Source organism: Methylosinus sp. R-45379 (assembly GCF_001644125.1).
Lineage (GTDB): Bacteria > Pseudomonadota > Alphaproteobacteria > Rhizobiales > Beijerinckiaceae > Methylosinus.
In genome coordinates this window covers 45198-68062 of sequence record NZ_LUUM01000253.1, presented here as the reverse complement: position 1 = coordinate 68062, position 22865 = coordinate 45198, and the positions used below count along the sequence as shown (strand labels likewise).

The 22865-nt window shown below is 64.1% G+C and carries 19 protein-coding genes and 2 pseudogenes; 12 read left to right on the top strand and 9 right to left on the bottom strand.

Features of this window, described 5'->3' with window-relative positions:
- Window positions 1-13: 13 nt before the first annotated feature.
- The 4 genes from A1351_RS12700 to A1351_RS25365 form a co-directional block, all read right to left on the bottom strand.
- Window positions 14-652 (bottom strand): aminodeoxychorismate/anthranilate synthase component II, encoded by a 639-nt coding sequence (locus A1351_RS12700; protein ID WP_064033152.1) that lies wholly within the window; start codon window positions 650-652, stop codon window positions 14-16.
- Complete coding sequence (locus A1351_RS23990) at window positions 633-2231, bottom strand: anthranilate synthase component I family protein (RefSeq protein WP_083967308.1); 1599 nt, start codon at window positions 2229-2231, stop codon at window positions 633-635. Before A1351_RS23990 ends, A1351_RS12700 begins: the two co-directional genes overlap by 20 nt.
- Before the next feature lie 2 nt (window positions 2232-2233).
- The gene (locus A1351_RS12690; protein WP_024881801.1) at window positions 2234-3886 is read right to left on the bottom strand and encodes an AMP-binding protein; all 1653 of its coding nucleotides are present in this window, start codon (window positions 3884-3886) and stop codon (window positions 2234-2236) included.
- A gap of 94 nt (window positions 3887-3980) precedes the next feature.
- A complete protein-coding gene (locus tag A1351_RS25365) occupies window positions 3981-5195 on the bottom strand; it encodes an iron-containing redox enzyme family protein (RefSeq protein ID WP_198022823.1) in 1215 nt (404 codons plus the stop codon).
- Window positions 5196-5580: 385 nt separating this feature from the next.
- Between A1351_RS25365 and A1351_RS12680 the strand changes: the two genes are divergently transcribed.
- Window positions 5581-6777 carry an efflux RND transporter periplasmic adaptor subunit gene (locus A1351_RS12680; protein WP_198022821.1) on the top strand — a complete coding sequence of 399 codons (1197 nt, stop codon included), beginning with the start codon at window positions 5581-5583 and terminating at the stop codon, window positions 6775-6777.
- Between the two features lie 10 nt (window positions 6778-6787).
- Window positions 6788-9949 carry an efflux RND transporter permease subunit gene (locus A1351_RS12675; RefSeq protein WP_024881799.1) on the top strand — a complete coding sequence of 1054 codons (3162 nt, stop codon included), beginning with the start codon at window positions 6788-6790 and terminating at the stop codon, window positions 9947-9949.
- Between the two features lie 38 nt (window positions 9950-9987).
- On the opposite strand, the gene A1351_RS12670 is transcribed toward A1351_RS12675, so the two are convergent.
- The gene (locus tag A1351_RS12670; RefSeq protein WP_198022819.1) at window positions 9988-11496 is read right to left on the bottom strand and encodes a PLP-dependent aminotransferase family protein; all 1509 of its coding nucleotides are present in this window, start codon (window positions 11494-11496) and stop codon (window positions 9988-9990) included.
- A 70-nt stretch (window positions 11497-11566) separates the two neighbouring features.
- Here A1351_RS12670 and A1351_RS12665 point away from each other — a divergent pair, with 70 nt between their 5' ends.
- From A1351_RS12665 to A1351_RS12620, 10 genes and pseudogenes are all read left to right on the top strand, one after another.
- Window positions 11567-12028: a carboxymuconolactone decarboxylase family protein gene (locus A1351_RS12665; protein ID WP_024881797.1), complete on the top strand. Its 462-nt coding sequence runs from the start codon at window positions 11567-11569 to the stop codon at window positions 12026-12028.
- Complete coding sequence (locus A1351_RS12660) at window positions 12025-12459, top strand: GNAT family N-acetyltransferase (RefSeq protein WP_024881796.1); 435 nt, start codon at window positions 12025-12027, stop codon at window positions 12457-12459. Before A1351_RS12665 ends, A1351_RS12660 begins: the two co-directional genes overlap by 4 nt.
- Before the next feature lie 73 nt (window positions 12460-12532).
- Entirely contained in the window at window positions 12533-14206 is a 1674-nt protein-coding gene (locus A1351_RS12655; RefSeq protein ID WP_166671885.1) for a class I adenylate-forming enzyme family protein, read from the top strand.
- Window positions 14203-14940, top strand: coding sequence for an SDR family oxidoreductase (locus tag A1351_RS12650; RefSeq protein ID WP_024881794.1), 738 nt, complete (start codon window positions 14203-14205; stop codon window positions 14938-14940). Before A1351_RS12655 ends, A1351_RS12650 begins: the two co-directional genes overlap by 4 nt.
- Before the next feature lie 89 nt (window positions 14941-15029).
- Complete coding sequence (locus tag A1351_RS12645; protein ID WP_024881793.1) at window positions 15030-16391, top strand: aldehyde dehydrogenase family protein; 1362 nt, start codon at window positions 15030-15032, stop codon at window positions 16389-16391.
- Window positions 16392-16432: 41 nt separating this feature from the next.
- Window positions 16433-17659, top strand: coding sequence for an FAD-dependent monooxygenase (locus tag A1351_RS12640; RefSeq protein ID WP_064033150.1), 1227 nt, complete (start codon window positions 16433-16435; stop codon window positions 17657-17659).
- Window positions 17656-18135, top strand: coding sequence for a hypothetical protein (locus tag A1351_RS12635; protein ID WP_024881791.1), 480 nt, complete (start codon window positions 17656-17658; stop codon window positions 18133-18135). The genes A1351_RS12640 and A1351_RS12635 overlap by 4 nt, the downstream gene beginning before the upstream one ends.
- A gap of 72 nt (window positions 18136-18207) precedes the next feature.
- Complete coding sequence (locus tag A1351_RS12630) at window positions 18208-18507, top strand: Lrp/AsnC ligand binding domain-containing protein (protein WP_024881790.1); 300 nt, start codon at window positions 18208-18210, stop codon at window positions 18505-18507.
- 13 nt (window positions 18508-18520) lie between these two features.
- Window positions 18521-18925 (top strand): annotated as a pseudogene (locus A1351_RS25850) (transposase); the annotation flags it as partial.
- Window positions 18926-19006: 81 nt separating this feature from the next.
- Window positions 19007-19257, top strand: a pseudogene (locus A1351_RS12620) (transposase); the annotation flags it as partial.
- Window positions 19258-19478: 221 nt separating this feature from the next.
- On the opposite strand, the gene A1351_RS26200 reads toward A1351_RS12620, so the two are convergent.
- The 4 genes from A1351_RS26200 to A1351_RS12600 all read right to left on the bottom strand — a co-directional run bounded on the left by A1351_RS26200 (window position 19479) and on the right by A1351_RS12600 (window position 22862).
- Window positions 19479-19619: a hypothetical protein gene (locus tag A1351_RS26200; protein WP_371441484.1), complete on the bottom strand. Its 141-nt coding sequence runs from the start codon at window positions 19617-19619 to the stop codon at window positions 19479-19481.
- On the bottom strand, window positions 19586-20002 hold the full coding sequence (locus A1351_RS12615; RefSeq protein WP_371441483.1) for a nitroreductase family protein: 417 nt from the start codon (window positions 20000-20002) through the stop codon (window positions 19586-19588). Before A1351_RS12615 ends, A1351_RS26200 begins: the two co-directional genes overlap by 34 nt.
- 341 nt (window positions 20003-20343) lie before the next feature.
- Entirely contained in the window at window positions 20344-21738 is a 1395-nt protein-coding gene (locus A1351_RS12605; RefSeq protein WP_064033148.1) for a TolC family protein, read from the bottom strand.
- Entirely contained in the window at window positions 21735-22862 is a 1128-nt protein-coding gene (locus A1351_RS12600) for an ABC transporter permease (RefSeq protein WP_024881786.1), read from the bottom strand. The genes A1351_RS12605 and A1351_RS12600 overlap by 4 nt, the downstream gene beginning before the upstream one ends.
- Between the last annotated feature and the right edge of the window lie 3 nt (window positions 22863-22865).

Here is a 22865-nt window from a genome sequence, read left to right as displayed (position 1 = left end):
CTCTCAGTGGAAATCAACACTCCGTAGACAAAATTTGCGACACAACCTTTTTCGACGTTCTGCACCCGTTGAACCCTGCGACGAGGTTCAGATAATTGTCGAGCAGCTTCAAACCATGCTCGGTCAGAACGGATTCCGGATGGAATTGCAGCCCCCAGATCGGCAATTCGGCGTGCTCTAGCGCCATGATCTCGCCGTCGCGTCCGTCAGTGCAATGCTCGCGCGCCCTGACGACGATGCAATCGGGCAGATCGTCGACGACGAGCGAATGATAGCGGCCGACCGCGAAGCCTTGCGGTATCCGGTGAAAGAGCCCGCAGCCATCGTGCGTCACCTTCGAGACTTTTCCGTGAACGACTTCTGAGGCTCGTCGAATAGAGCCGCCGAACGCCACCGAAATGCATTGATGTCCAAGGCAGACGCCGAGCATCGGCAACCCGCCGGCGAAGCGGCGGATCGCCGCCACGGACACGCCGGCCTGGCTCGGCGTGCAGGGGCCCGGAGAAATGATGAGAGACTCCGGCTTCAACTCGGCGATCTCGTCGAGCGAGATCTGGTCACTGCGACGAACGACGATCGAAGCGCCGAGGATGCCGAAAGATTGAACGATGTTGTAGGTGAAGGAGTCGTAATTATCGATCATGAGGTGCATTCGCAGTTATCCTCGAGTCTGCCGAGACCGTCCGGCGGCTCGGGAACTGCGCGCTTCGCGCGGGACATCGAATCGCCTCGGCGAGCGCGGCTGCCGTCGTGAGCAGCCGGCCTTTCTCGATCGTCTCCTGCCATTCCCGCTGCGGAACGGAATCATGGACGATGCCTGCGCCGGCCTGCATTTGCAGCACGCCGTCCTTCAGCACGGCCGTGCGAATGGCGATCGCGAAGTCGGCGTCGCCGTCCCAGCCGAGATATCCGATCGCGCCGCCATAGACTCCGCGACCGCAAGGCTCCAACTCGTCGATGATCTCCAGCGCCCGGATCTTCGGAGCGCCGCTCAGCGTGCCGGCCGGAAAAGCGCTTCGCAGCACGTCGACGCCGTCGAGCTGGCGAATCGCCCTTCCGATCACGGTGGAAACCAGATGCATCACATGAGAATAGCGCTCGACGACGAGCTTGGAGGCGACCTCGACGCTGCCGACCTCGCAGACGCGGCCGAGATCGTTGCGCGCGAGGTCGACCAGCATCATATGCTCGGCATTTTCCTTCGGGTCTGCGCGCAGCTCGACCTCGAGCCTCAGATCTTCGACCGCATCCGCCCCGCGCCGCCGCGTTCCGGCCATGGGGCGACTGACGACGGCGCCGTCGCGGAGACGGAACAGCGTCTCCGGCGACACGCCGACGACCCGAGCGTCGCCGAGCGTCAGCAAATAGCTGTAAGGGCCGCCGCAAACGCTCGTCAGAGCGCGGTAATAGTCGATGCCCTCGCATCGCAGCTGTCTCGTCGAGCGCTGTGACAGCACCACCTGCATGATGTCGCCATCGGCGATATAGTCTCGCGCCTTCTCCGTCGCCGCCTCGAAAAGCTGTTGTGGAAAGACATAGGTCGGATCATTCGGCTGTCGTCGATCGCCCTCCGGCGCGATCGCTTCGTCCTCGAAGTCGACGCTCTCCAGGCGCTGACACAGCTCGTCGATCCGCGCCAGCCCTTCGTCTCGTCGACGGGCGATCTCGCTTCGCGGGAGGCCGCCGATCGCAAGGTCGATGACGATCTCGACATGGCGGCTCGAATGATCGAACACGATCGCGTTCTCGGCGATCAGAAGTGCGATTTCCGGAAGCTCGTAGGGCTTCGGCTTTCTCGGGCGACGGTCGAGACGCGGCTCGATCATCCGCGCCGTCTCGAATCCGAAGTAGCCGAAGAGTCCGCCGCAAAATTCCGGCGACCCGGCGATCCGCGGCGCCCGCCGGCTCGCCAGGAGCCGTTGCAGCAGAGCGAGCGGATCTGCGTCGCTCGTCTCCTCGAGGACAGTGTCCCCACGCCGTCTGACCAGACGCTTGCCGTCGACTTCGATACGTTCGCTGCATTCGAGCCCGATCACCGACATGCGTGGCGACCATGTCTCGCCGTCGTCTCCGATGCGCTCGCGCGTCTCGAACAGGAAATGATCGCGACTATGCGCGAGAGCTCGGTAGATCGCCGATGGCGCCGCTCTCGGCAGCGGCAGGCGCCGCGACAACGGCGCCCGCGCGTAGCCTGCCGCGGCATAGGATGTGAGACTATCGACGTCGAGCATGGCTATACGCCCTCCCTGACCAGCGCGCTCGCCTCATTCGCGAAGGCCGCGTTCGCCCGCTCGCTCAATGCGCGGCGATCGAGCTTGCCATTGCTCGACAGGGGCGGCGCCCCGCCGAAAGACAAGTAGAGCGCGGGACATTGATAGCTGTCGTAATTGGCGCGAAGCAGCGAGGCGACGCGCTCGGCGGCCGCGTCGAGCGAAGAGCCTTCGGCCCGCAGGAACAGGACTGGCCGCAGTTCCCCGTCGCCGCCGCGGCCGGGAGCCAGAACGACCTCGTCGAGATCCGGAAGATGTCGCGCGACGAACGCCTCGATATCGCCGGGAATGATCCAGCGCCCGTACACCTTGAAGCGATCATCCTCGCGACCATGGAAGTGAAGGCGGCCGGACGCATCCTGGCTGAAGAGATCGCCGGTGCGGAACCAGCCTATTCCGAAGCGAGGATCGTCGAAGCGCTGGACGGTCTCGGCGGACCGGCTCCAATAGCCGAGCGCGCGCGCCGAGGATTGCACGAGCAGGACGCCGATCTCGCCCGGCGCCACGACACGCTCGTCGGCGTCGACGATGACCGATCGCCAGTCGCCGACCATGCCGCCGAGACCGTCCATGGCGGCTGAGTCGGGATAGGTGGTGGCGAAGATATGGAAGAGCTCCGTCGCGCCGATGCTGTCGTGAACGGGCAGGCCGAAATGCGCGCGCCAGGCCGATCGAATGCGCGCGGACAAGGGAGCGCCGGCGGACAATGCGAGACGAAGCGCGCAATGCGGCCGGTCGGCCGCGAGCAGCATTCGAAAGACCGTCGGCACTGCGAATAGCGCCGTGACGCAATGGCGCGTCAGATTCTCCATCACGGTCTCCCGTGTCGGCCAGCGCGGGTCGAGCACGGCGGTCGCGCCGACATAGAGGGGAAAGAACAGGCTGTTGCCCATTCCGTAGCCGAAGAACGTCTTCGACACGGAATAGATCACATCCTCCGATGTCAGGCCGAGGCGTCGCGCCGCAAGCTGCTCGCAGGCGGCGAGCGCTCCGCGGCTCGAATGCGCGACGCCCTTCGGGCGCCCCGTCGTGGTGCCCGACGTATACTGAATGAGCGCTGTCTGCTCGACGTCGCGATATACGAAGTCGCGCCAATTCGGGTCGGCTTCGGCCGGTCGCCAATCGATATGGCCGCGCTCGCCGGGGGCGGCGACGAGCGCGCGCGTGCGTCCGCCCGTCGACCAACAGGCCGCTTCGAGTGTGTCGAGGTAGGCGGGCTTGCAGAACGCCAGAACGGGCGCGCAGTCGTTCAGCACCTCGACTGAGGATCTGGCGTCGAGCTTCGGATTGAAGACGACGGGGATCGCCCCGATCGCGAGGCCGGCGTAGAAGATCGTCGCCAGCTCGAAGCCGTCGTCGAGCGCGATGAAGATGCGGTCGCCGGCGCGCGCGCCGAGCAAGGTCAAAGCCGATGCTGCGCGGCGCATTTCCCGATCGAGCTCCGCGTAGCTCAATTCGCCCTGTGGGCCGACGAAGCAGGGCTTGCGGCATTCGTGCTTCTCCGCGACCAGGCGGGCCGCGAGATTGATCCATGGCGACGTGGCGGCGACCGCGGGCGACGCCGCGGCTTCATGGCCCGCTTCGGCGCTCGGACGCGAATATTGAGCGAGAGTCATTGCGGTTCTCCGACGATATGCGCAAGCGGAGCCGATCGGCCGAATCCACCGACCGTGCGTTTCCGATGTCGAGGCGATGCGCGTCGTGGTTTGCTTACTCGGCGGCCGGCGCGAGTTCTTCCCGCAGCGCGATCGAGCCGAGATTTTGCAGCAGGGGCGCGTTCTCGCACGCGACGTAGACGCATTCGATCGCGCCCGTGTTCACGTGCTGATGGGCCGCCCAGACGGGAACATAGACCGCGTCTCCGGCCTTCCAGTCGACGACGCGCGAACCGATGCGGGAAAATCCCTGCCCGGCGATCACATAGATGACGGTCTCGTAGTTGTGACGATGCATGCGCGTCGATTGCGACGGATCGAGACGTCCGATCGTCATGCTGATCGTGTGCGTGGGCAAATCCACGATATGCACCTTGTGATTGCGCTCGTCCGAGAAGCGTGACGATCCGGAATCCTGCTCCGCGATCACCGAGGCATGTCTCAGACGTTCGTGCGCTTGCGCAGACAGCTTCGGGGGGACGCGCCAGAAGTCGGCCGAGGACGAGCGGCCGATCGTCCCGGCAGGCTCATCCGCCGCGGCGCCGCTCTGGATCTCGTTCCAGATCGCGTCGAACATCTCGGCGCGCCGGTCGATCACCTCGCGCCCGACGGACCTCGCCCGCGCATGGGCGGACGGCCGATTCGAGGTCAGTCTTTCGAGAATAGCGAATATGGCGAGCGCATGCCCTTCGTCCTCGGCGATGTGCAACCGGAAAAATTCGAGCGTATCGTCGTCGAAGCCCTGCGCCGTTAGAGCGTCGGCGATCGGGCTGTAGAGCAGAGGCACGATCGACTCCGCGCCGAGGCCGAGCGCGGCGAGACCGTCGAGAGGATCGACCGAGCGGCAATGGCGCAACATCGTCTCGATGAGCGCGTTCGTTTGCGGAAGCGGCGTAGCCTTGTGTGTCTCGGCGCCGATCGATCGAAGCGAGCGCTGCAGCAGCTCGGCGTGAGTCAGCTCGCTTCCGCCCTCCACGCCGAGTTCCTCCAGCAGATTCTCGGTGAGGCTGCGGACGTCGTCGAAGCTCGACAGGCGGCTGATTAGAGCCGTCAGATAGCGCGTGAAGTGTCGCGAATAGAGATGGTGCTGAACGAGCAGGATGCGCAGGCCGCGAAGATCGATCTCTCCGGCGCGCAGCGCGACGAGCAGCCGATGCTCGGTCAGGCTCTGAAGGTCGTCGGCCTCGAGCCATCCGGACCATATCGGCGCGGGTCTCGTTGCGCGGTCGTGGGAGCGCTCGATGACGATGTCGACGTCGATCTGTGTCATGTCGTGAAGCCTCCAAATGATATGTGACGATGTCGTTTCCGAGCCGCGCCGGCCAGTCGAACCGCTTCGCGGGCATACGCCCTCAGCGTCGAACCCGCTGGCGCGGCGCCTCTGCGAGCATTTATGCTCGGTGTCGTTCGAGGTTTTACTATATCTGCGAAGTGAAATCTAAATTCTTCACGTCGCATTTACTAATACAGGCTCTGCTCTGCGTATAGAGACATGAATGAGTTTTTCAACTAGGCCAAGTTCTCTGAGGCGATCGATATGCGTGATAATACGGATATCTGGGCCGCGCATTCTTGGTCCAATCGATTTGAAGCGTCTTGGCCATATACCTAGGCGCTGGCGGCTGCGATGCTCATGCGTAAAATGCGGAGGCAGCATGTGTCGCATGTCGAAAATGCGCGGGCGGCGCAGGTGGCAGGCTCTGGGCCTCATGGCCTGCGTCATGGGCGCCGGGTCGCTCGTCGGCTCTCCCGATCGATTGTTTTCGTCGTCGTCGAAGCCTGCCGGGGCTCCTGCGGAGGCGGCGCCTCCAGTGGTGACGGTCGCCGCGCCCGTCGCTCGCGAGGTGGTGGATTGGATCACGCAAACGGGGCGCTTGCGGGCGGTCGACCGTGTGGAGCTGATCGCGCGCGTCGGCGGCTATTTGACGGAGATTCGGGCGAAGGACGGTCAGATGGTTCGCAAGGGCGACCTCCTCTTCGCCATCGATCCGCGGCCGTTCCAGATTCAGCTCCGAAAGGCGAGCGCGCAACGCAAGATCGCCTCTTCGCAGCTCGATCTCGCGAGAAAGAAGATCGAGAGGAGCTCGGCTCTTCGGCGCACACATTATATCTCCGAGGAGGAGCATGATCTGCGCCTGCAGCAATTGAGGGATGCGGAAGGCGCCGTGGAGCAGGCCGAAGCGGCGGTGGAGGCCGCGCAACTCGACTTGGAGTTCAGCCGCGTCACGGCGCCCTTCGACGGCCGCATCGGAGCGCGGCGGGTGTCGATAGGAGATTTCGTCAATAGCGGCGGGGCCGAGGCCACGCCTCTGGCGACCATCGTGTCGCTCGATCCGATCTATCTGGAATTCGATCTGAGCGAAGCGGATTATGTCGCTTATCTACGCTCCGCCGAGAGCCGGCTCGATCCCCTCGCGGAGATCGAGGTCCGCGCCCGCCTGATCGACGAATCCGAATGGAGTCGGTTGGGCCATCTCGTTTTCGTCGACAACAGCCTCGATCGGAACACGGGCACTATTCGCATGCGCGCGACCCTCGACAATCGCGACCATTCGCTCACGCCGGGCCAGTTCGCGCGAGTCCGCCTGCCCGCTTCGAGGCCGCATTCCGTCATGCTGGTCTCGGACTCTTCCCTATCGGCCGATCAGGCGGGAAAGACCGTGCTCGTGGTCGAGGAGGGAGGAAAGGTCGTCGGCAAAAAGGTGGAGACCGGACCGCTCGTCGACGGCCTGCGGGTCATTCGCCGCGGGCTCGACGCGAGCGATCGCGTTATCGTCGAAGGACCCAGCCGCAGCCGGCCAGGCAACAGAGTCAGCGTTCGGGACGGGCGGATCGAAGCGACCGCGCATTGAGCAGAGTGTGATGACTTTCTCTCATTTCTTCGTCGAGCGGCCAATTTTTGCGATCGTGCTCGCCACTATGGTCACGATCGCCGGGACGATCGGCTATTTCCGGCTGCCCGTCACGCAATATCCCGACATCGTCCCTCCGACGATTCAGGTCAATGCGAGCTTTCCCGGCGCGTCCGCGGAAGTCGTCGGCGAAACTGTCGCGACTTTGCTGGAGGAGCAGATCAACGGCGTCGAAAATATGATGTACATGAACAGCCAGTCGACCGGAGACGGCCGGCTGACGACGACCATCACGTTCAGATTGGGGACCAATCTCGAAATCGCTCAGACGCAGGTTCAAAATCGGCTGGCGCCGGCGCTCGCGCGTCTTCCAGAAGAGGTGCGTCGGCTCGGCGTGACGGTGAAGAAGGTTTCGCCGGACATGCTGATGGTCATCCATCTCTTCTCGCCGAGCGGCGCGCTCGATCGCTTCGCGATCTCGAATTATGCGGCTCTGCAGATAAGAGACGTCCTCGTCCAGATCGAGGGCGTGGGCGAGGTCCAGCTTTTCGGGGGACGGAGACTGGCGATGCGCGTCTGGCTCGATCCGGACAAGATCGCGGCTCGCGACATGCTCGCGAGCGAGGTCGTCGCTGCGATCAGGGCGCAAAATCTGCAGACGTCGGCCGGGCTGCTCAACGGACCTCCGACCAGTTCGCCGAGCGCATTCCAGATCAATGTCGAAGCGACCGGTCGGCTCGTCGAGCCGCGACAATTCGAGGACATCGTCGTCAAGAGCGACGGCGCCGGGCGCATCACGCGTCTCGGGGATGTCGCGCGCGTCGAGCTCGCGGCGCAGGACTACAGCACGACCGCCTATCTCGATCATCTCGAGTCGGTGCCGCTTTGGATATTCCAGCAGCCCGGCGCCAATGCGCTCGCCACCGTCGATCGGCTGAAAGCGAAGATGAAAGCGCTATCGGCCTCCTTTCCGGACGGGCTCGGATATTCGATCGTCTATGATCCGACCGAATACATCCGGCAATCGATTCGCGAGGTTCTGAAGACGATCGCGGAAGCCGCGGGGCTGGTGACGCTGATCGTAATCGTCTTCCTTCGGAGCTGGCGCACGTCGCTCATCCCGATCGTGGCGATTCCGATATCGCTCATCGGCGCGCTCGCGATTCTGTCGGCGGTCGGCTATTCGCTCAATAATTTGTCGCTGTTCGGGCTCGTGCTCGCGGTCGGTATCGTCGTCGACGATGCGATCGTCGTCGTCGAGAACGCGGAGCGCCACATCGCTCGCGGGCTCACGCCGAGGGAGGCCGCGCATCACACGATCGACGAGGTCGGCGGCGCGCTCGTCGCGATCGCGCTGACGCTGACAGCGGTCTTTCTGCCGACGTTCTTGATGTCGGGGATATATGGGCAGTTCTTCCGCCAGTTCGCGGTCACCATCGCCGCATCGACCTTGATCTCTCTGCTCGTCTCGCTCGTTCTCAGCCCGGCGCTCTGCGCGCTGCTGCTCGAGGCGCGCGTCGCGTCTCCCCGGGCGCCCGCCGTGTCGTCTCGCCGGATGCTCGAGCGCATGTCCTCGCGTTTCGACAGCGGGTTCGACGCAATGTCGTCCGTCTACCGACGGATCACGGAACGGATGGCGCAATCGGCGCGTCCGACGCTGGCGATCTATCTCGCGCTCATCGGCCTCACCGCGTGGAAGTTCGGCGGCGCGCCGACCGGCTTCATTCCCGATCAGGATCAGGGATATCTGATCACACTCGTGCAATTGCCGCCCGGTTCGACTCTGGACCGGACGGACGCCGTCATGCGCGAGGCGACGCGGATCATCGGCGGCGTTCCGGGCGTTCGCCACGGCGCGCCCTATGTCGGGCTCGACGGCGCCACCTATACGTTTCCCCCGAACGCCGGCGCGATCTTCGTGGTGCTCGAGCCGTTCGAGGAGCGCCTGGCGAGAGGTCGCGACACGAACAAGATATTGGAGGATCTACGCCTGCGGCTGTCCAAGATCGACGGCGCGTTCATCGTCACCATTCCGCCGGCGCCCGTTCCCGGTCTCGGCGCGGCCGGCGGATTCAAGATGATGGTTCGAGACAAAGAGGGGCATGGCCTCGTAGCGCTCGCCGCAGCGGCGAGAGACCTCGCCGCCGCCGCCGATCGAAGCTCCGAGTTGGCCGACGTCTTCTCGCTGTTCGACACGCGCACGCCGAAGATCTTCGTGGATATCGATCGTAAGCGGTCGGAGATGGTCGGCGTGCCGGCGGACGCCGTCGCGGACACGCTGCAGATTTATCTCGGCTCGGTCTATGTCAATGATTTCAACTATCTCGGCCGAACGTTTCCGGTCGTCGCGCAGGCCGATTCGCCGTTCCGGACAGACAGCGCCGATATCGGTCGGCTGAAGGCGCGCAACAAGGGCGGCTCGATGGTTCCGCTCGGCTCGATCGTCGAGGTGCGCGAGACGACCGGGCCTTATCGCGTGGCGCGTTACGATCTCTATCCCGCCGCGGAGATTCTCGGCGGCGCGGCCAAAGGCGTTTCGTCGAGCCGGGCGCTGCTCGCCATGGAGACGTTGGCGCGGGAGCGCCTCCCTGCCGGCTTCGACTTCGAATGGACCGATCTCTCCTATCAGCAGAAGAAGGATGGCGATACGACGCTTCTGGTGTTCGCGGCGTCGGCGCTGTTCGCTTTCCTGACGCTCGCCGCGCTGTATGAGAGCTGGACGTTTCCGCTGGCGATCATGTTGATCGCGCCGATGTGCCTTCTGGCGGCGCTGACAGGGCTCGAGCTGTGGCAGATCGACGTCGACATATTGGCGCAGATCGGTTTCGTCGTCCTGGTGGGACTCGCCGCGAAAAACGCCATTTTGATCGTCGAATTCGCGCGACGGGCCGAGGCGGAAGGCGTCGAGGCGCATGTCGCCGCGGCCCAGGCGGCGGGAATGAGGCTGCGGCCGATCCTCATGACCTCTGCGGCTTTCGTCCTCGGCGTGCTGCCCTTGGCCTTCGCGACCGGCGCCGGCGCGGAAATGCGTCAGTCGCTCGGCGTGACCGTGTTCGCCGGCATGATCGGGGTGACATTGTTCGGCTTGATCTTCACGCCGCTCTTTTATGTGGCGATCGGCAGGCGGCGCCCGCGCGCTGGCGTCGGCGGAGATCGCGTGGAGACATGTTGAGGCGGCGGAGCCATGCCCGCCGCGCGGTCGATGGCCGCTCAATTCGCTTCCTGCGGCGCTGCGCGCTCGATCCCGATCGGCGGGAGATCGGACAATGCGTTCTCCAGACGGCGGGAGGCCGAGAGCGCGGACGTTTCGGGCACATTGGCGAAGGCGAGGAGCAGGCCGCGGTCGCTGGCTCGCGTCAGCGAGAGCGACGACAGGGCGACGACCGACAATCCCTTGTGGGCGCAGGCCTCCGCCGCCGCGACGTCGTCGAAGCTCGGCCCGAAGCGAATGATGATGTGCAGTCCGCCCATCTGCAGGTCGACGGATATCCGGTCCTCGAAAACGATCTCCAACGCGCGCGCCAGCGCGGCTCGCCGCGATGCATAGAGCGAGCGCATGCGATGGAGATGGCGCGCGAAATGCCCTTCCGTCAGAAAATCGGCGACGACGGCCTGCTCGAGCGGCGAGCGACCTGCGTCGTTCAGGCTGATCGACCGGAGGAACGGCCCGACGAGCTCGTCGGGCGCGACCAGATATCCGAGGCGGAGCGAGGGAAACAGGACCTTGCTGAAAGTGCCGGTATAGATCACGCGATCCTCGCGGTCTGCGCTCTTGAGCGCCGGCAGCGGCTGTCCGACATAGCGGAACTCGCTGTCATAATCGTCCTCGATGATCCAGGCGCGCTGGCGGGCGGCCCAGGCGAGCAAAGCGCCGCGCCGCGCGAAGGACAGTGAGACGCTCAGCGGGCTCTGATGTGCCGGAGTCACCAAAGCGAAGCGCGCATTAGGCGCTATCTTTATGGCGTCTTCCACTCTCATACCGTCGTTGTCGACGGGAACGGGGACGATCGAGGCTCCCATCCCCTCCAAAAGCTGTCTCGCCTTGTGATATCCCGGATCCTCGAACCAGATCTTGTCGCCCGGCCGCATCATCATCTCGGCGATCAGATGGAGCGCGGCCTGATAGCCGCCCGTGATAATCACCTGGCCCGGCGAGCAGGCAATCCCGCGTGAGATGCCCAGATAGGCGCTGATCGCATACCGCAGCGCCGGCAGGCCGGCGATGTCGGGATAGACCATCGACGCGGCGTGGATGCGTCGCGCGCGGCGGGCGCACAGGCGAGACCAGAGCGCCCGCGGAAAGACGTCGACCGCGGGAAGCCCCATCTGGAAAGGGAGTGGGGAACTGGCGGCGCCGTCGAAAGCGTCCGTCCATTCGGTCTTGCCGGCGTCGGCCCGATTGGATGAGGCGTTGGCGACCGTGGCCAAGGGCGAAACGATCGTTCCTCCGGCGCCTCGGCAAACGACATATCCTTCTCCTGAAAGGAGGCGATAGGCGGTGTCCACGGTTCCGCGAGCAATGTTCAATTGTCCAGCGAGCGCTCGCGAGGAGGGAAGCTTGGCGCCGACCGCGAGGCTTCCGGACAAAATCGCTAATCTTATGCGTTCGTAGATCTGCCGGTAGACGCTCTCGCGATCCGAGCGATCGACGACGAATTCGAAAATCGGCCCCATATCGTTCATAGCTTGGACTACCTCGATCGAGATGTCTTGGCTCAAGACAAATGCGCCGACGCATTTAAAGTCTACGTCGGCTCATCGAGCAGCAGTGACATTAGAAAGACAAATCATGTCCGCAAAACGTCTCATCCCATCGGAAGTGTCACAGGAAATTTATCGTTCTGTCGCAAATATAGACGCGCTGATCCGCAAATCTGGATTTGAAAGCGATTTGATCGAGCTCGTCAAGGTTCGGGCGTCCCAGATCAACGGCTGTGCTTTCTGTCTCGACATTCATACCCGCGACGCACGCAAGAGCGGCGTGAGCGAGCAGAAATTGTACGTGCTCGCCGCATGGGAGGAGTGCGATCTCTTTTCGCCTCGCGAGCGAGCGGCCCTCGGATGGACGGATGCGCTGACGCTGGTCGCGACAACCCATGCCGATGATCGACACTATGAACCATTGGTCGCGGCGTTCAACGAGAAAGAGATCGTCGACCTGACCTTCCTCATCGGGCTCATCAATCTCTGGAATCGTCTCGCGATCGGGATGCGGTATGTCGTTGCGCCCGAGCCGGAGACGAGGACGTGACGGCCCTCGAGTTCCACGACGTCGCCGTCGGCGACGAGGCATGCCTCCGGCTGATGCGGGAATTGCGGCCGCATCTCGGGGAATGGGCCGCCTTCCAAGCCCAGATGGCGCGCCAGCAGAGCGGTGGCTACCGCCTGTGCGGAGCCTTTCGAGGCGACGCGCTGGTCGGTCTGGCGGGGTATCACTTGCGGGAGAATTTCGTCTACGGCCGCCATGCGCATATCGAGGATCTGGTGATCGCGGAGGCCGATCGCGGCAGGGGAATCGGGAGGGCGCTGATCGACTCCGTCGGCGGCGTCGCCGCGCGCGGCCTCTGCTCCAGTCTCGTTCTCGAGACGGGCAGCGCCAACCGCGCGGCGCAGGATTTCTACGCTCGGTGCGGTTTCGCCACGGTCGCCTTTCATCTGACGAGACGCGTCGGCGAGCAATGACGCTCGCTTCGCCGATGATGTCCATCGCCGCTCTTTTTTCTCTGTCGATCGTTCGACCTCGGGAGTTATGAAAATGACGGCTTCCGCTCCATCCCTCAGGGACACTCTGCTGCGCTATGTCTTGAACGATCCGACCGCCGGCGGCGGCAATTTCATCTATCGATTGAACGCCGCCGTTCCGAGAGAAGCGCAGCGGAGCGCGGTGGCGCTGCTCGGCGGGGAGGCGGGGCGGGATGTCGAGCTGACGATCGGCGATATCGTCGACGCCACCGATCGTCTCGCGGCGGCCTATGCGCAGGAGGGGATACGGCCGAGGGAGGTCGTCAGCCTCCTGCTGGACGACAGTTTCGACTATTTTCTCCATTTCGTCGCGCTGACGAGCATCGGCGCCACGGCGTCGCTCGTCAACAGCGGGCTCGATCTCGACACGGTGCGGGGATTCATCGGAATCGTCCGGCCTCGCCTGCTGGTGGTCGAGTCCCGACGTCATGCGACCAACCGCGACGCCTTCGACGTCATCGCCGGGGAATCGCGGGCGATCTCCGTCGACGCTCTCGTCGCGGATCCCGCTCGCGAGCGGCCGCCGCTCTATGAGCATGAGGACGACGACGTCATCATGCTCGGCCACACGTCTGGAACGACGGGTCTGCCGAAAGCGGTGATCTTTACTCACGAATCGATGTTCCACGGCGTGAGGCAGCAGGTCGAGCGTCAACTCGGCAGCCATGTCCTCTCCGCTCTGCCGCATTCACATGGCGCGGCGATTTCGCTTCTCATGCTGTCGCTGACGCGCGGGGCGCGCGTCTCCATCCTCGGGCGCAAGGAGCCCGCGTCGATGCTCGAGGCGATCGAGCGGATCGGGCCCGATGTCGTCATCGCCTTTCCCAAGATATTCGTCGATCTTTGCCGCGAGAGCTTCGAGGGCCGAGATCTCGGCTCCGTGCAATATTGGATCGCCACTGGCGACGCCAATCATGAGCGGCACATACGCAAGCTCGTGGCGCAGGGGCATCACATCGACTCCGAAGGCAGGCGCAAAGCCGGATCGTTCTTCGTAGACAATGTCGGCTCTTCGGAGTTCGCCTTTGCGGCGTTCCGCAATGTTCACGGACAGGAGAACGATCGTTACGATCGCTGCGTCGGCCGGCCTTTTCCCTGGGTGGAGACCGCGGTGTTCGACGAACATGACCGTCGCCTGCCCGCCGGCCGCGTCGGCCGCCTCGGCGTCAAATCGAAATCCGTGACCAAGGGGTATTGGAACAATCACACGCTCACGGAGCTCAACAAGATCGCCGGCTATTGGCTCACCGGCGATCTCGTCTTCACCGACGAGGAGGGCCTGTTCTATCACGTCGATCGCACGAGCGACGTCATCGTCACGAAATCGGGGGTCCTGTACAGCTGCCAGGCCGAGGAACTGCTTCTCAAGCACCTTCCAGAGCTGTTCGACGTCAGCCTCATCCTGCGATCGGAGGCCGGATCGGAGCGCGTCACGGCCCTCGTCGAATTGTCGGAAGACGCAGCTTCGGCGGATGCGAGCACGCTGCTCGTCGAGATGAACCGACTCTTCGCGCAGCGCGGCTGGCCTTCGATCGACGAGCTCGAAATTCAATCCGCGCATGAGCATGTCGGCGCGACCGGAAAGAAGCTGAAGAGAGTGTTGCGGTCCATTCCGGCCGGCCGGGCGCCGGAGGCGCGCCGGACATGCGACGAGAGCCGGCTTTCGGTCGAGGAGCGCGCGCTATGAGCCGGCTGTGCCTCGTCACGGGGGCCAATCGCGGAATCGGCTTCGAGATCGCTCGCTCGCTGGCTTCGCGCGGCCATCGCGTGCTGATCGGCGCGCGGCGGCAGTCGGACGGCGCGCAGGCCGCGGAGGCGCTGAGGAAGCTCGGCCTCGACATCGAGGCGATCAGGCTCGACGTCACTGAGCCCGAATCGGTGAGCGAGGCATCGCGCGAGATCGAGCGCAGAGAGGGGCGCCTCGATATTCTGATCAACAACGCCGGCATATTGATCGATTCGACGAAGCGTCCGGACGATATCTCGCTCGACGAGTTCCGGCGAACGATCGACACGAATCTCGTCGGGCCGTTTCTCGTGACGAAGGCGTTCGCGCCGCTGCTCTTGCGCTCCGACGACGCCAGGATCGTGAACATCTCCACCGACTTGGCCGCGCTCGGCCAAGCCTCGAACTCGGACTCTCCGTTCGACGCCGTCCTCGCGCCGAGCTATCGAGTATCCAAGGCGGCCCTGAACATGCTCGCGCTGACATGGGCGAAGCGCCTGCGCGACACTAATGTCTCCGTCAGCGTGTGCAGCCCCGGCTGGTGCCGCACGGGCCTCGATTCCCTCATCGACTCGTCCAAGGCGCCCTACAGCGCCGAGGAAGGCGCAGACACGGCGGTGTGGCTGGCGCTTGACGTCGAGCGATCGGCGCAGCACGGAAGGTTTTTCGCGAAGCGGCGGGAGATCGCGTGGTAGGCCGCCGTATCGAGGGCGGAAAAAGCGATCGGTGATCGCAGGCGCGGACGAAAGTGAATCGAGTTCGATTTCAGAGAAGGAAATTGTCCATGCTCAATGTCGCACCCGCTAGAGCGCCGGATTCGGCTTCCCTGGACCAGAATGTCGCGGACGAGCTGGTCGAGCGGGCTCGAGACGCTCAGAACGCCATCGACGCGCTCGACGACGCGCGACTGGACAAGGTCGTCCGCGCGATCGTCGGAGCCTTTTCCAAGGATGTCGAGGGCTGGGCCGAACGCGAGCTCGCCGTCACCCGAATCGGCAACCGAAAAGACAAGACTCACAAGCTCGGTCTCGTCCTGACCCGCGTCTTTCACAGCCTCCACGGCGTGAGGACCAGAGGCCGGATCGGCTACGATCAATCGCTCATCGAGTATGCGAGCCCCATCGGCGTGATCTTCGCCGTGGTCCCGCTCACCAATCCGGTTCCCAATTCGCTGTTCAAGGCGCTCCTCTGCATCAAGACGCGAAACGCGCTGATCGCGAGCTTTCCTCAGAAAGCCGATTCCGTCGGCGCGCAGGCGTTCGATCTGATCCGCGGCGTGCTCGCCGAGGAGGGGCTTCCGGCGGATCTCGTCCAGCGCTGCGCCGAGCCGTCGCATTCCCGCACGAAGCTTCTCATGAGCCATTCGGGCGTCGCTCTGGTTCTCGCCACCGGCGGCAGCCAATTGGTCGGCGCCGCCTACAGCTCCGGAACGCCGACGATCGGCGTCGGCCCCGGCAATGTCCCCGTTCTCGTCGCATCCTCGGCCGACGTCGGCCGCGCCGCCCGCGACATCGTCAAGGGCAAGGCCTATGACAATGGCATCGTCTGCGGCTCGGAAAGCAATATCGTCGTCGACGAGCGCGTTCGCGCGCCATTCCTCGAGGCGCTGACTGCGGCCGGGGCCGTCGTCGTCGAGGGCGATGCGCGCAGTCCGGTGATCGAGGCGCTGTTCGATCCGGAAACACGCCGGCTGCGTCGCGAGCTGCTCGGCGTCGACGGAGACGCTCTGGCCGCCGCCGCCGGCCTCGAGGCGACGCGTCGAGTCGCCTGCCTGGTCCTCGCCGTGGAGAGAGGCGAGTATCCATTCATCGCGCAGGAGAAGATGGCTCCCCTGCTCACCCTCTTCACAGCGGAGCAAGGGAGGGGCGTCGATGACGCGGCGGCGCTGTTATGGTCCGAGGGAGCCGGACACACGGCCGTCATTCATAGCTCGGACCCCGTGGAGATCGACGCATTCGCGACGGCGATGCCGGCGGGCCGCATCCTCGTCAACACCTCGGCGACGCACGGAATGCTGGGGGAGACCTCGGACCTCCCCGTGTCCTTCATGCAGGGTTCGGGAAGCTGGGGCGGCAATGGAACGACCGATCCGATCACGTGGCGTCATCTCGTCAACATCAAGCGGCTGGCTTTCGGCCGCGGCTGAGCATCCCCACTGACGCCCTTCGACCATCAAGGACGCGCTCAATGAAGAAGATCGTGTGCATCGGCGGCGGCCCCGCCGGTCTTTATTTCAGCATATTGTCGAAGCGGGCGCGGCCCGACGTCGACGTCGTCGTCATCGAGAGAGGAGCGCCGCGCCAGACCATCGGGTGGGGGCTGATCCTGAGCGAAGGGCTCCTCGATAGGCTCGTGCGCCAGGACCGGGCCAGCGGCGAGGCGATCCGCCGACAGATGTTGCCGTGGACGGGCATCAGCATCGAGCTGCCCGGCCGCTCGATCCGGTCGCGCGGCCATTCGTTTCTCAGTCTGAGCCGTGTCGGGCTCATCTCCGTTCTGCAAGAGCGCGCCGAGGAGCTCGGCGTCGAGCTCGTCTACGATCATGCCTTCGACGCCGAACGGGAGCCGCTGCCGGAGGCCGATCTCGTGGTCGTCTCGGAAGGCTCGCGGAGCAAGGTTCGAGATGCGCGCGCCGCCGATTTCGGCGTCACCGCCGAGGAGCGGCCCAACAAATATATCTGGCTCGGGGTCGCCAAGAGCATGGGCGATCAATTTCGCTTCATCTTCGAGGAGACGCCGGGCGGATATATCTGGGCGCATTGTTATCAATTCGAGGACGGCTATTCGACCTTCGTCGTCGAATGCGCCGAGACCGTCTGGCGCGCGCTCGGCTTCGACCGCTGCGGGCTCGAAGAGAGCGTCGAAGCCTGTAGGCGCATCTTCTCGCGGCAGCTCGAGGGCGCGACGATTCTCGCCGGCGACGGGCGGCGCAACACCTCGTCCTGGACGAATTTCAAGAAAATCGACTGCGCGAGATGGAGCGCGGGGAATATGGTTCTGCTCGGCAATGCGGCCCATAGCGCGCATTATTCGATCGGGTCCGGAACGCGCCTCGCTCTGGACGACGCCGCCGAGCTGTCGCGCGCGCTCACGCTGGACACGCTTCCGGTCCCGGAGGCGCTTGCCGCCTATGAGGCGAATCGCAAGGCGGCGGCCGCGCATCTCCACGACGCCGCGAACAGGTCCATGCGCTGGTTCGAGACGCTCCCGACCGAGCTGATCGCTCGCGGCCCCGATCGCTTCGCCTACGGCCTTCTCACGCGCTCCGGGCGGATCGGTGCGGCGGAGCTGCGTCGTCTCGATCCGGAATGGTTCGCCGAGTTCGAAGGCGGCGTCGAGACGCAGCTCATCGCTCGCGAAATGGAGCCGGCGCCCGGACGGACGCGCGCCGTATCGGTGGAGGTCGAGATATGATTTCGGCGAATTTCACATTGGCGGCGCGACTGGCGCTCGCGGCGGCTTTCCTTTCGGCTGTGGCCGACAGATGGGGCCTCTGGTCGATCATCGGCAGTCCAGGCGTCGACTGGGGCAGCATGGGAGGCTTCTATCCGGCGGTCGCCGCGCTCAATCCCTGGCTGCCGGCACATCTCGTGCCTGCGTTGGCCTGGGCGGCGACGCTCGTCGAGCTCGCTCTCGGAATCTTTCTGATCGTCGGCGTCTGGCTGCTGCCGGTCTATCTCGCGAGCGGCGTTCTGCTGACGATTTTCGGAGCGGCGATGGCCCTCTTCACGGGGCTCAAATTGCCGCTCAATTACAGCGTGTTCAGCGCGGCCGCCTGCGCCTTCCTGCTCTATGCGATCGAGAAGGCCGAAGCGGCCGGCCGAGCGCGCGCGCCGCACGAGCATGCGGCGGACGAGGCTCGATCGGCGCTCGAACAGCGAGCGCCGTGACGCTCGGGATGAAGTCTGGATTTCGTCAATGCTTATGTTCTCAAGGGTAATATTATCATGAGGATTGAGCCCATGAAGCCGCTTTTTGTACAAATAAAATGTTCGAAAGGGCAGACGTTCGACGTTTCGGAGAAGATCGTCGACCATCTGGAGGAAACCTCAGAGATATATTCGATTTCTGGTCAATTCGATCTGTTGGCGAAATTCTACCTGCGCGACGACGACGACGAAGGGTCTTTCGTCGTGAACAAGCTTCAGAAGATCGACGGCGTTTTGGACACTTATACATTCGTCGCTTTTCGACTGTTCCGGCTTTCGCCCGGCGCAAACTACAACGCGATGGGCGCCTTGTCGATTTCCGTCGAGATTTGACCCAGGATTTCCATTGAGAACTGATGGAGTGGATGCCCCCGCCGACGGCAGTATAGGCTTTTGGAGAAAGGTGACGCGAGGCCAGCTTCTGGCATTCCTGGGCATTGTGCCGCGTTGCATCGTGGCGATGGAAGCCTGCGCGACGGCGCACTATTGGGCGCGGGAGATCGATGCGCTGGGGTCCTCGGTTCGGCTGATTCCTCCGATCTACGTCAAGCCGCTCGTCGAGCGCTAGAAGAACGCCGCCGCCGATGTGGAGGCGATCGCGGAGGCGGCGGTGCGGCCGACCATGCGGTTCGTCTCCGCCAAGACCATCCGGCAGCAGGCCGGAGCGATGGTCTCTCGAACGCGCGACCTGTTCGTGCGTCAACGCACGCAGCTGATCAACGCCCTACGGGTCCATCTATCCGAGCATGGCGTTATGGGCTCTGTCCCGAATTTTTTTCTCGCGGGCCGGTTGGGGCTATGATCGCGGGGCTGGGGCAGGTGGAATAGAGGGGAAATGATGGAAGAGCGAGGCGTCGAAGTCGACCACTCCACGCTCAACCGCTGGGTCGTCAAGTTGCGCCTTTGCTGGAGAAACAGTTCCGTGCTCGCAAGCGCACGATTGGATCCAGCTGGCGTCTCGATGAGACCTACGTGAAAGTCAAAGGCTGCTGGAAATATCTGTATCGGGCCGTCGACAACGCAGGCGCGACAGTCGATTTTCTGTTGACCGCCAAGAGGGATCGCAAAGCCGCGTTGCGTTTCGGAATCGCAGCGATGCATGAGGTCGACGCCGGCTATGGCGATAGCCACATGTCGAAATCGCTCGAACCCGAGGATGGAACCCAAACGATGCTTGATCGCTCGAAGATCGAATTGGAGTCCGCGCGCCACCTCGATGCTGCGCGACAGCTCACGCGCCGCCCGATGGGAGCCTGATTGCCGTCGAGGTCGAATGGAAGGCCGGGTCGATGCGCATCGGGAGTTCACTCCATCTTCTTCGGATAGCCGATCGTCTGCGACAAAAGCACCTGATGGTCGTGGCTGAGCCCCAGCGCCTGCGCGATCGCCTCGCGATCGATCCAGGCGCGGATCACAGTGGCGAGGCCCGCGCTCGCCGCGAACAAATACACATTCTGCGAGATCGCGCCGGCCGCGACCGAGGCGAAGCTCTCGCGACCGGCACGAGCGCCATTCTCGCATGGTCGGCGACGAACACCAGATCGAGCGGCGCTTCGTCGACGAAATCCTGATAGCCGGTCACGCGCCTCATGTCGCTCGCTGCGACTAGCTCGAGGGCGTGCGTGGCGGCGACATAAAGATAAGCCCCAGAGGGCAGCGCGACATAGACGTCGATTTCCTGAGCGTCCAAAGCGGAGGGCGCAGTCCGTCCGCCTTCGGCTCTATTCACGCCGTCGGCGGCCCACAGCAGGTCGGACAAGAGCTGCAACGGCAGTTCGTCAGGCGCGAATTCCCGGGACGAACGCCGTTCGGCGAGCGCCTCCAACAATGGCATGCCGCCGTCCTTGTGTGGAGGGGGAAGCGCAATCTGCGCCGCTGCGGCGTCTCGCGCTGGTTTCGGACGCAACCGCCCCATCATGCCGAGCGCGAGCTTGGTAAGCGTGCTCATTGCGACGGCCTCCTCGTTTCATTCGCGCACGCTAGGCTCTATGACGTCGCTCCGGCAAGCCGAATTATGCGATCCGCTCGCGTCCGAGCCGAGGCGCCGTCCAATCGAAACTCTCGATGTCTCGAGCGCCGATATTGCGCGCGTCTGTCGCGGTAGGAGCAGCCGCGTCAGCTTCGTCACGGACGGGAGGAAGTGCGAGGCGCCGGCGCCGATCACGACACTCACCAGCCGCCGCCCAGCGAGCGATAGAGTTGGATCGTCATGGCGGATTGCGCCATCTGGGTTTCCAGCAAATCGTTCTCGCGCTCGAAGACGTCGAGCTCTGCATTCAGCACGTCTCCGAAAGTCTTACGTCCGCCTTCGTATAGCCCTCTCGATATTTGATGATTGCGTCGCGCGCCGACGAGCGCGACGTAAAGATGTTCGCTGCGGCGATCCAATCCGCGGCGTCTGCCATAGGCGTTCTCGACATCCTCGAGCGCATGCAGGACGGATTTGTCGTAATCGGCGACCGCCGCTTCGAGGCGCGCGTCACTCGCCGCTATATTGGCTTCGATGCGCCCGGCGGTGAAAATCGGCAAATGCGCGGTGAGGCCGACTAGGCCGCCCGTGCCTTGAAGTCCAGGGATTCCCTGAAAATGCAGCCGGCCGTCCTGGCCGAGGAATTCGATCTGGAAGCGCGGCAGCAGATCCGTCTTCGCGCTGGTCAGGCTGGCGACGCGTGCGCGCACGGCGTCGATGCGGGCGCGCACGTCGGGGCGACGCTCCAGCACCTCGCTCGGGAGCTGTCCTCGCGGAGGCAGCGGGATGAAGAAAGGCCCGGGCGCCGGCAGCGGGATGGGCGGCTCCGGCGGGCGGCCGGTCAAAACCGCGAGCCGGCGTTGTCGCGTCTCGAGCGCGGAAAGGAGATCCGGCCGCTTGCTTCGCTGGGTCTCCAATCGCTCGCGAACGAGCGTCACATCAAAGGCGAGCGCCTGTCCCGCCTGATAGCGAGCCTCCACATAGCGGAGAAGCTTGCCGAGAGTCTCGACGGAATGGTCGAGAACGAGAAGCCGTCGCTGCAGCCCTTTGGCGTCCTGATAGTTTTGGGCCGCCTCTGAGACGACGATCATTCGCGCGCCGTTCGATTGCTCCTCGACTCCGGCGGCGTTGGCGCGGGCGGCTTCGGCGTCATAGCTGCGGCCGCCGAAAATATCCGGCTCCCAGCTCGCCGCGAGGCCGCCGATATGGGCGTCGACGCGGCGCGCTTTGCCGGGGATGAAATCGACGACCGGATTGCGCCATTTCACATCCGCTTCCCACAGACCGGCGTCGGCGCCGAGCGTCGGATAGAGAGTCGATTCCGCGACTGTGACCAGTGCGCGCGCCTCCTCGACTCGCGCCTTCGCAATGCGCAGATCTGGGTTGCCGGCGAGCGCCTCGTCGATCAGGCGGTCGAGCAGCGGATCGCGCCAGACTGTCCACCAATGGGCGAGGTCAGGGGAAGCGGAGGGCGCGCCGATCGACGACGTCTCGTCGAATGACGACGGCGCCACGACGGTCGGCGACGGCGGCGTGACGTCGAGCTCGCGACAGCCGACGACGAGAAGGGACATGACGATGGCGGCGCGCTTCATCCCTGCCTCGCCAGCATGGAGCGGAAGCGCGACAGGGCCAGCGACAGAAACATCGCCCCCGAGGCGATCACCACCGCGATCTGCGGCCAGACCGTATCGAGCCCGGCGCTGCGATAGAGGACCGCCTGGGTCATCGAGACGAATTGCGTGGTCGGCGCGAATCTCACGATCGCCTGCACTGCCTCCGGCATGCTCTCGACCGGGGTCGCGGCGCCCGAGAGGAGATAGGCTATAGCGTAGACCGGGACAGAGAGCAGGCCGAATTGCGGCATCGTCGGAGCGAGCGTCGCCAGCCACATGCCGAGCGAGGTGACGGAGAAGAGATAGAGCAGGGCGCCGAAGGCGAAGAGGCCGACCGAGCCCGCGATCGGCACGCCCAGCCATTTCTGCACGACGAGCCAGAGCGAGAGCATCGTCGCCGCGAGAATGACGAGGCCATTGGTCATGATCTTCGCAATGGCGATCTCGCTCGCCCGCACCGGCATCACCAGCAGATGCTCGATCGTCCCATGCTCGCGCTCACGGATCACGGCGGCGCCGACCAGGATGATCGACAGGACCGTCAGATTGACGACGATCTGCATCACGGAGGTGAACCAGAAGGAATCGGTGTTGGGGTTGAATTCTATGCGGCTGATGACGCGGATCGGCAGGCTCGACTCTATGCTCTTCGCGCCAAGGAACTTCTGCGTCTCGACGACGAAGATCTCGTTCAGATAGCCGGCGCCGAGGCCCGCCTGCGTCATCGCCGTGGCGTCGACCAGAACCTGCACGGCGGGCCTGCGTCCCGCGAGCACGTCGGCCTCGAAACGCGGGGGAATCTCGATCACGAAAATATAGCGACTCTGGTTCATCGCGGCGACGACATCCTCCCTCGCAATTTCTTCGGGCGCGATGAAATAGGGAGGAAGGATCGCATCGCGCAGCCGCCGCGACAATTCCGAATGATCGCCGTCCATGATGGCGACGGAGGCGTGCGAGACCTCCGCCTTCACGCCTTCGGACATCAGATGAACGGCGGCGGTGAAGGCGAAGACGATGAGCGCCATCAGCGTCACATCCTGCAGCAGGCTGCGGAGCTCCTTCCCGCTGAGCAGAGCGACATTGACGAGCCAGCGTCCCATGGA